13 protein-coding genes are annotated in these 12,664 nt (G+C 55.8%); 11 read left to right on the forward strand and 2 right to left on the reverse strand.

Features of this window, described 5'->3' with window-relative positions:
- Positions 1–5: 5 nt before the first annotated feature.
- Complete coding sequence (locus ACYVIS_RS03665; RefSeq protein WP_460873304.1) at positions 6–1,205, reverse strand: NAD(P)/FAD-dependent oxidoreductase; 1,200 nt, start codon at positions 1,203–1,205, stop codon at positions 6–8.
- On the opposite strand from ACYVIS_RS03665, the gene ACYVIS_RS03670 reads away from it, so the two are divergent.
- The 10 genes from ACYVIS_RS03670 to ACYVIS_RS03715 all read left to right on the forward strand — a co-directional run bounded on the left by ACYVIS_RS03670 (position 1,200) and on the right by ACYVIS_RS03715 (position 10,662).
- Positions 1,200–1,391, forward strand: coding sequence for a hypothetical protein (locus tag ACYVIS_RS03670; protein ID WP_232741359.1), 192 nt, complete (start codon positions 1,200–1,202; stop codon positions 1,389–1,391). The genes ACYVIS_RS03665 and ACYVIS_RS03670 overlap by 6 nt on opposite strands.
- A gap of 72 nt (positions 1,392–1,463) precedes the next feature.
- Entirely contained in the window at positions 1,464–2,438 is a 975-nt protein-coding gene (locus tag ACYVIS_RS03675) for a LysR family transcriptional regulator (protein ID WP_232741360.1), read from the forward strand.
- A gap of 646 nt (positions 2,439–3,084) precedes the next feature.
- Complete coding sequence (locus ACYVIS_RS03680; RefSeq protein ID WP_232741361.1) at positions 3,085–4,068, forward strand: Bug family tripartite tricarboxylate transporter substrate binding protein; 984 nt, start codon at positions 3,085–3,087, stop codon at positions 4,066–4,068.
- Positions 4,069–4,102: 34 nt separating this feature from the next.
- Complete coding sequence (locus tag ACYVIS_RS03685) at positions 4,103–4,789, forward strand: RraA family protein (protein ID WP_232741362.1); 687 nt, start codon at positions 4,103–4,105, stop codon at positions 4,787–4,789.
- Positions 4,786–5,718, forward strand: coding sequence for a hydroxyacid dehydrogenase (locus ACYVIS_RS03690; RefSeq protein ID WP_232741363.1), 933 nt, complete (start codon positions 4,786–4,788; stop codon positions 5,716–5,718). Before ACYVIS_RS03685 ends, ACYVIS_RS03690 begins: the two co-directional genes overlap by 4 nt.
- A gap of 14 nt (positions 5,719–5,732) precedes the next feature.
- On the forward strand, positions 5,733–6,647 hold the full coding sequence (locus ACYVIS_RS03695) for an SMP-30/gluconolactonase/LRE family protein (RefSeq protein ID WP_370635868.1): 915 nt from the start codon (positions 5,733–5,735) through the stop codon (positions 6,645–6,647).
- Positions 6,648–6,714: 67 nt separating this feature from the next.
- Positions 6,715–7,500, forward strand: coding sequence for an amidohydrolase family protein (locus tag ACYVIS_RS03700; RefSeq protein ID WP_232741364.1), 786 nt, complete (start codon positions 6,715–6,717; stop codon positions 7,498–7,500).
- A 24-nt stretch (positions 7,501–7,524) separates the two neighbouring features.
- The gene (locus ACYVIS_RS03705; RefSeq protein WP_460873305.1) at positions 7,525–8,514 is read left to right on the forward strand and encodes a Bug family tripartite tricarboxylate transporter substrate binding protein; all 990 of its coding nucleotides are present in this window, start codon (positions 7,525–7,527) and stop codon (positions 8,512–8,514) included.
- A 76-nt stretch (positions 8,515–8,590) separates the two neighbouring features.
- Positions 8,591–9,553: a Bug family tripartite tricarboxylate transporter substrate binding protein gene (locus tag ACYVIS_RS03710; RefSeq protein WP_232741366.1), complete on the forward strand. Its 963-nt coding sequence runs from the start codon at positions 8,591–8,593 to the stop codon at positions 9,551–9,553.
- Between the two features lie 62 nt (positions 9,554–9,615).
- The gene (locus ACYVIS_RS03715; RefSeq protein WP_460873306.1) at positions 9,616–10,662 is read left to right on the forward strand and encodes an amidohydrolase family protein; all 1,047 of its coding nucleotides are present in this window, start codon (positions 9,616–9,618) and stop codon (positions 10,660–10,662) included.
- A gap of 81 nt (positions 10,663–10,743) precedes the next feature.
- Here ACYVIS_RS03715 and ACYVIS_RS03720 read toward each other — a convergent pair whose 3' ends face one another.
- On the reverse strand, positions 10,744–11,703 hold the full coding sequence (locus ACYVIS_RS03720; RefSeq protein ID WP_460873318.1) for a Bug family tripartite tricarboxylate transporter substrate binding protein: 960 nt from the start codon (positions 11,701–11,703) through the stop codon (positions 10,744–10,746).
- A gap of 129 nt (positions 11,704–11,832) precedes the next feature.
- Between ACYVIS_RS03720 and ACYVIS_RS03725 the strand changes: the two genes are divergently transcribed.
- A complete protein-coding gene (locus ACYVIS_RS03725) occupies positions 11,833–12,621 on the forward strand; it encodes an IclR family transcriptional regulator (RefSeq protein ID WP_460873307.1) in 789 nt (262 codons plus the stop codon).
- Positions 12,622–12,664 lie beyond the last annotated feature (43 nt).

The following is a 12,664-nucleotide window of genomic DNA, read 5'->3' on the forward strand; positions in this document are numbered from 1 at the left end:
CCTCGCTAGCTCCCATTCATTTGCTGTCTGATTTTTCTGATGTTCATATTCACGGCCATGCGTCTTATCGGGTCTGGGGGAATAAAGCCTGGATGGCTGAATCGCCGGGTCTGATCCAGCAATTCGGAATCCAGTCCGAACACACCGTCAACCAATAAAGTGCCGAGCATGGTCATTTTTAAAATGCCGGACGCATTGCACCCCGATACACCATGGATTTTTTCGCCGAAACGTTCATAAACCGGATCGCCATTCCTGGTCAGGCTTACCGCCCCGCCCCATACATATTCAAACAAGTCCGCGGGCATATCGGGATAGCGCGCCAGCAACATTCCGGACAGATGCTTCTTGACCTGATCGGTCGGCAATTCATGCTTATATGAAAAACCCGCACGCAACATAAAACGCTTGCCATCGATTTTCCGGCTGGTCGCCTCAAGCCGCTCGACGGGAGTGACTCCCCATTCGGCCGCACCGCCGAAAGCGGCCGATTCCGCATCGGACAATTCGCGGGACAATCCCGCGTACGTATACATGGTGAGCTGCCGGTATTTGGCATGACCGAAGAAGGGCAGGCCCGTATTGGCGCACAGAAAAATGAATTCCGCGCTAATTTCATGATTATTGGCGGTCACGGCATAAGGACTGCCGCGCGATATGGAGCTTACGGGCGTATCGAAAAAAACCGTCACATTTTCGGGCAGTGATCCGATCAGCCCATTGACCAACTCGGCAGGCTGGACCAAGGTGCAGTTCTGCAACCAGATCGCCCTTTTATAATGCGACGACCCTAGCTCGCTTCGGATTTGCCGGGGGGCCAGGCGCCGAAAAGGAATCCGGTTCTTTTCCAGGGTAGCCTCCACGGCTTTCAGCTGGCCAATGCCGAAATCGCTGGTAGCCGCCTTGTAGTGCCCCGCCTGGCTCCAGCCGCACTCTATATTGTGCGCATCGACCAAATCCTTTAATAATCGCTGGCCGGATCGCAACAAGTTGATTTGCCACTGGCTCTGTTCCGGAGACGACCGGGAATCTATTTTTGCGTAGGGCAGGTCGATCATGAAGCCCGAGTTCCGGCCGGACGCATTCTCCGCTGGGCGCGTCGCATCCAGCACAACAATGGTTTCATCGGGAAATAGCTCCGCCAGTCGCCGCGCCGCGGCCAAGCCGGCATATCCGGCGCCGACAACCAGGTATTTTGCGTGCATATCCTGCTGCAAACAGGCGCCGCTTACATTATTGCGGGCCACAGCATTCCATCCACTCCTGGACAAGTGGTCAAGGCGGCTAATCACGAATGGGTCTCCGAATTGTCTCTGGCTATTATTCTGTCTATTTACGACGGCTACTCGTCGATCGATCAAGTCGATTCAGAGATAAAACCGATGCATTGAAACTACTATGCCATGCCCAAAACATCTGTGTAAAATGAATAATTCGGCTTATCTCTATGAATTCAATTCATAATGAATCTAAAACAGCTCAGCCATGTCGTGGCCCTATCCGAGACACTCAGCTTCAGCAAAGCAGCCGAGCGCGTGCATTTGAGCCAATCGGCCCTGAGTAAAAGCATTGCTTCCCTGGAAGAGGAGCTCAATATACAAATCTTCGACCGTACGACCAATGCCGTGTCGGTCACGCCCACAGGTCAATTCGTGGTCGACCATGCCCAGAACCTGCTGTCCGAAGCCAAGAACTTCAACAAAAACATTGAGTATTTGAAAACCGGCTCCCTGGGCGGCGTGGCGCTCGGCGCGGGCCCCTTCCCCGCCACGGCCTTCCTGGGCGCTGGAATCAGAGAGTTCCACAAACGGTATCCCAAGATCTCGCTGCGTATACGGATTGATTATTGGAAAAACCTGCTGGCCGATCTCAGGGAAGGACAGCTCGATTTCTTCATGGCGGACATTCGCGACATAGCCGACGACGCCATGCTGGCCATTACTCCCATAGGCGGGCTTACGGTCGCGCTTTTCTGTGACCGCAAGCATCCTCTGGTAGCCGGCAAGCCGGATCGCCCGATCAAGCCCCAGGAGATTCTCAAGTACACATTTGCCACGGTCAGCCTTCCCACCGTCGTGTTTCATGAATTGAAGCGCAGCATAGGCCTGGACCATAACGATACCTTCGCGGTCAATATCGAATGCGACGACATCGCGCTGATCAAGAAAATGCTGCCCGATTCGGATATTATTTTTGCCAGCAGCAACTTGATGATGGAGCAGGAAATTGCGGCAGGGCAAGTAGTCAGACTCAATATCCCCATGACCCAAAACCGCTTCGGAGACTGGGGCCTGGTTCAAATCAAAAATCGCACACTGACCCCCAGCGCCGACTTGCTGGCCAATTTGTTTATCGAACTGATACGCGATGGCAGCAAGAAAGACAGCAAAAAATACGGATTCAAGCAAACATCTCGGCCAAACTTGAATATAAAGTAAATGGATCCCGCATTTAGGCCTTGCAAGCCGGGCGCTTGCTGGAAGCCGCCATGCGCAAGCTCGTCCATCGGTGCTTCCAGGCGCTCAACACACGAATCCCCTATCGGCCCCGATTACCCCGGCCCTCCTTGACTTCCAAGACGGTATCTACACAAGCCCGCGAGCAAAGTGTCCGCGCACGCCCGGCATTATGGCCCGTGATCGTCCAAAAATTTAAATGCAAGCGGGGGTGGCGGCCCAGGCGGGGTGAGCGAGCTTGAGTCCGCCGCGGCTGGCGCCTGGATCGGGAGGCAAGGGAGCGGCTGCTTGAGCGTCAAGGGTGTCCACAGCCCGGGGGGCTGTGGACGACGCGAGTTCCGCGACCGCCCGATCCAGGCGCCGGCCGCGGGCAGTCCTGGCGCAGCCAGGACCGGACGATGCGAGCTCCACCCCGCCTGGGCCGCCACCCCCGCGCCTTAAGAACGCCAAGGAACGCTCAAGAACACCGACACCCCCGCCATTTTAAGTACCGGCACATGTTTTAGCACCCGGTTTTAATTTCATCTGATGAAACTATGATGCGACAGACGAAATATATCGCTACTATGCGCACAACCGCTTCCTTCATTAGTGCTTACAAAAACCAGACCTTCAATCAGGAGAAGACATGAAACTGCTGGCTAAATTATCGTACGGCTTGGCCATCGCCTTGATTTCATCCACGGCCGCAACCGCGGCCACTCAAAGCTACCCCGATCACGCCATCAAGCTGATCGTTCCGTTTCCTCCCGGAGGCGGTACTGACTTGATCGCCCGCGACCTGGCCAAGACGCTCTCACAGCAGAACAAGTGGAACATCGTCGTGGAAAATCGAGCAGGCGCCGGCGGCGATATCGGCATTGCCGCCGCGGCCAAGGCAAACCCGGATGGTTACACATGGGTGCTTGGGCAAACCAGCAACCTGGCCATCAATCCCACCTTGCACTCGAACCTTCCCTACGACCCCTTCAAGAGCTTCATCCCGATCAGCCTGGTGGCGGATTCCGCCCTCGTCATGGTGGCTCCCGGCAATGCCAAGTACAGCACCGTGCCCGAATTCGTCAAAGCCGTGAACGAAGGCGCGCCCGACAGCATGAATTTCGGGCTTCCGGGCATAGGTACGGTTGCGCAGCTGACCACCGTCCTGTTCGAACGCACCACCCAGATCAAGATCACCAACGTGCCCTATAAAGGCGCATCGGACGGATTGCCGGCACTGATGGGCAACCAGATCCAGGCCTACATGTCCTCAATCCCCACCCTGCTGGGCTCGATAAAAGCCGGGCAGATCAAGGCCCTGGGCGTGACATCGAAAAGCCGGGTCAGCGTGCTCCCCGATGTACCGACAATCGATGAGTCCGGCTACAAAGGCTTCAACGCCACGACCTGGTTCGGCATTCTCGTTCCCGCCAACACCCCGAAAGACATCACCGTCATCTTGAACACCGCCATAAACAAAGCGGTCAATGATCCCGACTTCGTCAAGCGCATGGGCGCGCAAGGCGCAACGACCCTGGGCGGAACCTCGGAAGATTTTACAAACAGGCTGCGTGCCGATTACGACATGTGGGCCGACGTCATCAAGAAAGCACATATCACCCTTGCACATTAATTCAAACACCCCCTGAAACCCGGAAGCACCAACCATGAAAACGCTACCCTACATCCGCAAAGACATCGAACGCGTCGCCCCTGATCTCGTCAAGAAAGCCAGCCAATTTCAGGCCGCCATCCTGGCCGATGTAGGGGGGCGCCGCGGCACACTGGGGGGGGCAATAAAACCTTTGCATCCTTCCATGAAAGTGGCCGGACCCGCATTCACCGTCGAAGTCCGGCCCGGCGACAACTTGATGTTTCATGCGGCCCTGGCAATGGCCCAGCCTGGCGATGTCATCGTCGTAGAGGGGAAAGGCGATCTTTCGGCCGCCTTGTGCGGCACGATCATGGTTACCCAGGCACAGGCCTCTGGCCTGGCCGGCTTCGTAGTGGACGCGGCCACCCGGGACTCGGAAGAAATCGTTGCGGGCAGCTTCCCGGTATTTTCCGCTGGCACCAATCCCAATGGGCCGACCAAAGCCCTGGGCGGGCGTGTGAACTGGCCCGTGACGCTGGCCGGAACGACAGTCAACCCTGGCGACCTGATTGTCGGCGATGCCGATGGTGTGGTCGTCGTTCCCCGTGAAAACGTGGAAGAGATCCTGGTCCTGGCCCAGAAAAAAGTCGATGCCGAAGCCAGGCGGATTGCCGCCATAAAGAGCGGCGACCTGGGCGCGCCGTGGTTGCAGCAGACCCTGGTGCAGGCCGGCGTGATAAAGGAAGGCGAAGCACTATGAGCGTGGCAAAACGCGCCATTCTGGTGACCGCCGCCGATCTCGCCCCTGAAGCGCTGAATCTGCTGAAAGATTTCGAGGTAGTCTTTACCGGATTGGCCCCTCAGGAAGAAGATATCCTGGCCCTGATGAAACGGCATGACCCCGCGGGCATCATAGTCCGGTACGGGAAAATCACCGCCAGGATCATTCAAGCCGCACCATCCCTGAAAGTGATTTCCAAGCATGGCAGCGGCATCGACACCATTGACGTATCGGCCGCGCAGGCCAAAGGCATTGCCGTATGCGCCGCCACAGGAGTCAATGCACCCGCTGTGGCCGAACACGCCATTGCCCTGATACTGGCCTGCGCAAAATCCATCGCCAGAATGAATCTGCGGATGCATGCCGGACACTGGGACAAAGCCAGCCACAAAAGCGTGGAACTGGCCGGACGCACCCTGGGTCTGATCGGCTTGGGCGCCATCGGCGGCCGCGTGGCGCAAATTGCCCATGCCATGGGCATGCACGTCATCAGCCACGATCCTTACGCAAAAAAAATTCCTGATTTTGTAAAAGAAGCCGGCCTGGATGAAATCTGGCGCGACTCCGATGTCATTTCCCTGCATTGCCCCTTGACCGACGACAACAGGAACCTGGTGAACCAGGGCACGCTGGATCGGTGCAAACCCGGCGTCATTATCGTCAACACCGCTCGCGGCGGGCTGATCGATGAATGCGCGCTCCTGAACGCGGTACAAAGCGGCCATGTCTTCGCCGCGGGTCTGGACAGCTTTCAGCAGGAACCTCCTCCGGCCGACCACCCTTTCCGAGGTGCGGAAAATATCCTGTTGAGCCCGCATATCGGCGGAGTCACCCGGGACGCCTACGTGAATATGGGGCTGGCCGCCGTACGCAACCTGCTCGGCCATCTGAACCAGCGCACGACGTAGCAAAGGACATAACCGTGTTTCTACGAACCAATATCGAAATAAAGGACGCCGAGGTCTACAGCTCGATGCCCGGGCATTTCCGGCGAACGGGAATCGCATCGGAATGGGCCCATGCCAATCGCGGTGGTGTGCCCATCGACTCATTCCTCGAAGGCCCGGTCTTTGACGCCGACGGAAATTTATACGTGACCGATATTCCCTTCGGGCGCATATTCAAAATATCGCCCGACAAGGAATGGAGCCTGGTCGTCGAATACGACGGCGAGCCCAACGGCATGAAATTCCTGGGCCAGAACGAACTGATCATCGCCGACTATAAAAATGGCTTGATGAAACTGGACCTGCGCACCAAGGAAGTCGTGCCCTATCTGCCCCGCCGCAATACCGAGCGATTCAAGGGCGTCAACGACCTGATCTTCGACTCGAAAAAGAATCTGTACTTCACCGACCAGGGCCAATCGGGCATGCACGACCCAAGCGGCCGGGTATATCGGCTTCGCCCCGACGGCCAGCTCGACCTGCTCATCAGTAATATACCCAGCCCCAACGGCATCGCCCTCAGCCCGGACGAGAAAGTCCTGTACATCGCCGTGACCAGGGGAAATTGCATATGGCGTGCGCCGTTGATGGCGGACGGCAGCGTTGCCAAGGTCGGCCAGTTTTTCACGTCGTACGGGCCAAGCGGACCCGATGGATTGGCGGTCGACCAGGACGGCCACCTGATCATCGCCAATCCAGGTCTGGGGTATGTGTGGGTTTTGAACGAACTCGCCGAACCCATTGAAGTCTGGCGCAGCCCGCTGGGGAAATCACTGACCAATATCGCATTCGGCGGGCTCAACCGAAAAACGCTGTATTGCACCGAATCGGTCAGCGGATCGATATTAACCATACCAATGCGGCAACCGGGGTTGAAACTTGCCGTCTGACATTCCCTATACCTCTGGGACCTCTTTACCGAGAACTGCCATCCCGGGAGGCTCGTGCGACTGTCATATGCATCTTTACAGCCGCCATTATCCTGCCGTAGCAGGTGCACAACTGAACCCTCCGGATGCGTCAATAGACGATTACAGGAAACTGCAGCATCGCCTTGGAACGGATCGGGCAGTCATTATTACCCCATCTACCTACGGTACTAACAATCAGTCGATTCTCGATGGGCTGGCCATATTGGGCAATAGCGGGCGCGGTATCGCGGTAGTGGATCCGTCAATATCAATGAGCCACCTGGAGGACCTGCATAATGCAGGAGTGCGAGGGGTTCGCCTCAACCTATCGCTGGGTGTGACAAGCTCCATCGATATGCTGGAATTACTGGCTGAAAAGATCGGACATTTGGGATGGCATATCCAGATCCTGATGCCATCCCGGCAACTTGTCCGGCACAAGCAACGTTTGCAAGCGCTCCGCGTCCCCCTGGTGTTTGACCATATGGGACGAATCGATCCCGATCACTTCAGCGACAACGAAGCCCATAAAGCCATCCTGGACCTGATCGCTGCCCGCAAAGCCTGGGTAAAGCTGTCTGGTGCTTATATTTTGAGCCATCGCGGCCCGCCCTCTTATTCAGACATGAGAGAACTCGTTCGCACTTATACCCAAATCGGACCGGACCGGCTTGTTTGGGGTAGCGATTGGCCCCATGCCTCGGCAACGGCCGGCTTGCAACCGATTCCCGACGACGCACACCTGCTTGATCTGATGGCCGACTGGGTGAACGATGATCAGGTATTTGAACAGATTCTGGTTAATAACCCTGCGAATCTATACCAATTCTAACTATATTTCTTCAAAGGAAATCCGATGACTCCATTGGCCAAAAACATCGCGAGAATAATCTGCGCGGGCCTTGCCTTTATTTCCGCAACGACAGCCATGGCCGAGAGCACATGGCCCAAAGGCGAGCCCATTAACTACGTCGTCCCCTATCCTCCCGGAGGAACAACCGATATTCTGGGTAGAAACATCGCAAAGCTGCTCGTCGATAGTCTGGGCACCAACGTTGTCGTTGAAAACAAAGCCGGCGCAACCGGAACTATCGGTTCAGGATACGTAGCTCGAGCAAAACCGGATGGATATACGATGCTGGGCACTTCCATCGGCCCTCAATCCATAGTTCCTCATTTTTTGCACAAGCTGCCTTACGACCCCGACAAGGGATTTGAGCCTGTCATCCTCGTGGGCACGATTCCGCACGTTCTAGTCGTTAACGCCGATTCGCCCTATAAAACCCTGGCCCAGTTGATCGCGGCGGGCAAAGCCGATCCCAAGGCCCTGTCGTACGCGTCTGGCGGCGCAGGCACGGTTCTCCATATGCAGGGAGAATTGCTGAAACTGAAAACGGGAATCGGTGCAATTCACATTCCTTATAAAGGAGACACACCGGCCATACAGGATGTCATGGGCGGGCAAGTGACATTCATGTTTGCTCCCATAGCCGCCGCATTCCCTCAGATTCAGGCAGGCAGGTTGCGGGCTCTTGCCGTCACTTCGTCGGAAAGACTGGGCAATCTGAAAGACGTACCCACCATGAAAGAAGCCGGAGTTTCCGATTTTGTGATTGAGCAATGGCAAGGTATTTATGTGCCTGCCGGGACTCCTGAAAACATTGTCATGCGTCTCAATCACGCCATCAATGACATATTGAAAACTCCAAAAATGATCGACCTTGCCGACAAGTTGAAAATAACGCTGGCAGGCGGCACACCGGAAGATTTAGGCAATCGGCAACGCAACGATTTCGAGCAATGGGGAAAACTCATTGCCGCTGCCAAGATCCATCTCAACAATTAAGCAACACCCTCAAGCAAGGCAGCTTCGCTGTCAAAAAATGGCGGCGGCTCGCCCCAGAACTCAAAACACAGGAGATATGTTTGTGAAGAAGTTATTAATCGGTACCCTTCTTTCCGCAGCAATGCTGCCCTCGCTGGCATCCGCCGCATACCCGGACAGGGCCATCAGCATCGTCGTGCCCTACGCACCGGGCGGGACGGCGGATGCCTTGGCGCGAGTCATCGCACTGAACCTCGGCAAGAAACTGAACCAAAGCATTGTGGTCGAAAACAAGTCGGGGGCCAGCGGCATGATAGGCGAAGCCTACGTGGCCCGCGCCAAAGGCGATGGCTACACCGTGCTTTACGACGCGACGCCTCTGTCGATCAATCCTTTTCTGCACAAGCTGAGCTTCAATCCGGAAACGGATCTGGTGCCTCTGACCCTGGTATCGGTCACCCCCAATATCCTGGTGGTTCCAAAGAGCTCCAAGTTCAATACCGTTGCCGATGTCGTCAAGGCCGCCAAAGCCGAACCGGGCCGGCTGACCTTTACCTCGGGCGGCACGGGCACGGTGCAATACATGGCCGGAGAGCTTTTCAATCAGGGCTTTGGCCTCAAGATGCTGCATGTTCCGTTCAAAAGCGGCGGACCGGCAATCATGGCCACCGTCGCCGGACAGGTAAACATGATGTTCACCAATATCGCATCCTCTCTTGCAATGGTAAAAAGCGGGCAACTGAAAGCATTGACCATCACATCGCCCAAGCGCAACCCATTGCTGCCCAATGTGCCTACCGTGGCCGAATCCGGCCTCGATGGCTATAAAGTCTATGAATGGAATGGCATGTTCGTACCCAAGGGGACCCCCAAGGAAATCGTCGACATACTTCAAAAAAATATCAAAGAAGTGCTCAAAGAGCCCGACGTCAAGGCGAAATTCGACTCGCTGGGCGCGGACATCATCGCCTCAACCCCTGATGATTTCAAACAGTATATGAATTCGGAATCCGAAAAATGGGGCAAAGTGGTGAAGAACGCGGGTATCGTAGCGCAATGATTCTTCATCGTTGAACTTTCGCGGACAAGCAAGGAGCCGGGCCGCAAGCCCGGCTTTTATCCATGCAAAAAAAACCAAACACCCCAACTTCGCCGCATGCGCAGATCAGAACCGACTGGCTCGATAAACGCCGCGAAGACATACTCTGGCCGGATCTTCCCATCGTCGACCCGCATCATCATCTTTGGGACAGGCCGGGAGCCAAATACCTGTTTGACGAACTGCGCGAAGACATCACTTCCGGACACAATATTGTCGGCACTCTATTTGTCCAGTGCCGCAGCATGTACAAGCAAGCCGGGGACGACCATTACAAGCCGGTGGGCGAAGTCGAATTCGCCAATGGCATAGCCGCCCGGTTTGCAAGTGGGCTCTATGGAAAACAGCGGGGATGCGCCGGCATCATAGGCTGTGCCGACCTGACGTTGGGCCATGGCATACAACCGGTCCTCGAGCGCCTGATTGCCGCGGGCGGCACACGGTTGAAGGGTATACGCAACTCCACCGCCTGGCATGAGCACGAAGCCGTGCGCAGCAATCCCATACTGCCGCCTAAAAATCTCCTGATCGATCCCCGCTTTTCAGAAGGGGTGGGCTGCCTTGGAAAATATGGGCTCACACTCGATGTCTGGGCTTATCACACACAACTTCCGCTGCTGCATGACTTAGCAAAAAACCACCCTAATATCCCCATTGTCATCAATCACCTGGGCGGCCCTTTGGGTGTGGGCCCATACACCGATTGCAAAAAGGAAGTCTTCCAGGCGTGGCAAAACGACATGCGCAGGCTCGCCGATCTGCCCAACACCTCCGTAAAGCTGGGCGGCTTTGGCTTGATGGTGATGGGGCATCAATATCACAAGCTGGATACTCCCCCGTCATCCGATCTGCTTGCCGCCGAGTGGCGCCCCTATGTCGAAACACTGATAGACATGTTCGGCACAAAACGATGCATGTACGAAAGCAACTTCCCTGTCGATAAAGGAATGTTCTCGTACCACGTGCTATGGAATGCATTCAAGAAATTGAGCCTGGCGTGCTCACAGGATGAAGTTTCCGACTTGTTCCATGAAACCGCCAGACGCATTTATGATCTGGACCTGTCCTGAATACGCGTGAAAATTCCAGGAAACTCCAAGCCCGGAAGGCCGTCAGCGCATGCCTAGGCCATCCGGCGCGTGACGGCGATCTCAGTTTTTAAGCCTCAGACTCTTTGCCAACTCGGTATAGGTCGCGACTTCGTTTTTTATTTCGGCGGCAAAAGCGGACCCGCACGTTGCGTCGGATTCGAGACCAAGGGATTTCAGGCTCTTCCGGGCAGCGGGGTCTGCCTGAAACGCTTTGACATAGTCCGTCAAAACCGCAATGGCGTTTTGGGGTGTCCCCGCAGGGGCCAACAAACCGTACCAGGCATCAGCGGAATAGCCTTTTATTCCTTCCTCTTCAAACGTAGGGACGTCAGGCAGGGACTGCAGGCGCCGGCTGGAGGCAACCGCCAGTATTTTCATTCTTCCGGAACCGACCTGTGAAAGCACGGAAGCCAGTGTTGCAAACGACATGTCCACTTGCCCGCCCATCAAGGCATTGATGGCGGGAGCGGCTCCGTTGTAGGGAATATGATTGAAATGAACGCCCGCTATCTTTTCGAACAAAGCCGTCGCAAAATGCCCGGAACTCCCGACACCCGCCGACGCGGCCGAGAATTTCCCGGGACTCTTTCTTACCTTTGCCAGAAAATCATTCAGGCCGGTAACGGGAAACGAGGGCCCTACCACCAGCACAGTTGGGCTTTTGGCAAACGTGCAAATCGGTATGAAGGATTTCTCGACATCGAACTTTATCCGGTTCCCATACAAAGCCGGAATCATCGTATGGTTGGTCGCCGCCCCCAACAAGGTATAGCCGTCGGGCTTGGCCTGGCTAACGTATTGAGTGGCAATCGTCGAGTTGGCGCCGGGCTTGTTTTCAACGATGAAATTCTTGCCGGTCCGGGTGCCCGCGAAATTCGCAAAAGCGCGATTCACCACATCGCTGGGGCCGCCGGCGCTGAATCCGACAACAATCTTTACCGGCTGAGCCGGGTACTCCTCCGCTCTGGCCTGTGTGGCCGCAGCCACGCTCAGTATCGACAACACCATGCCATAAAGCATTTTCTTCACTTTTCACTCCTTGGGAATACACGATTTTTGTGACGCGAACGTGGCAACACGACTGCCCTTCTATTTTTCCGTTATTGACTATAAAATCAAATTTCGCACAATACAACTGAGTTTCTCCTGATGAAATCAAGTGTGTTCAACAAAACGCAGCCTGCCTTGAAATCCACGCCTGACGACAAGCCGGATGCAATAGGTGTCATTGCCGTCACCAGGGCCATCAGCCTGCTCGAGTCATTCGGCGTTCAAGACGAATACCTATCGCTGGCCGAGTTGAGCCGGCGCAGCGGATTGCACAAAACCACCGTGCTGCGCATAGCGCGAACACTGGCCACCCACCAGTATCTGGTCTACAGGGACGATGGCGCATGGCGCCTGGGGCCCGCGGCGGGTTGGCTGGGCGCCCGATACCAGGCCTCTTTCGATGTCACGGCATCGGTCGAACCCGTGCTGCAGGAACTGTCGAAGCTATCCGGCGAGAGCTCGACTTTCTTTGTGCGCGAAGGCAATACCCGAACCTGTTTGTATCGGGTGGAAGGGCCGCAAGCAATCCGTTTCCATATTCGGGTAGGGCAAGTCCTGCCCCTGGAGAAAGGCTCGCCTGGCAAAGTGATTCTTGCCTTTACCGGCACCCCGGGGCACGAATTCGACGGCATCAGACGCAAGGGCTACTACATTTCCATAGGAGAACGGGATGCCGATGTAGCCAGCGTTTCAGCTCCCGTATATGGGGTGAACTGGCAACTGCTCGGCGCCATCAGCATCTCCGGCCCCACCAGCCGACTGACAAAAAAGAAGCTCGAAGCGTTTGTGGAAACGCTTGTCAGCAAAGCCAATCAATTGTCCATCACGCTAGGGGGAAAACGAGGAGCCAACCTGTCAGGGCTGAAGGAAAGCCGCTGGCATCCTTGACCAAAATAAAACTGGCCGGATAGAAAGTATCGCCGGCCGCCGC

The organism is Paralcaligenes ginsengisoli (assembly GCF_054781135.1).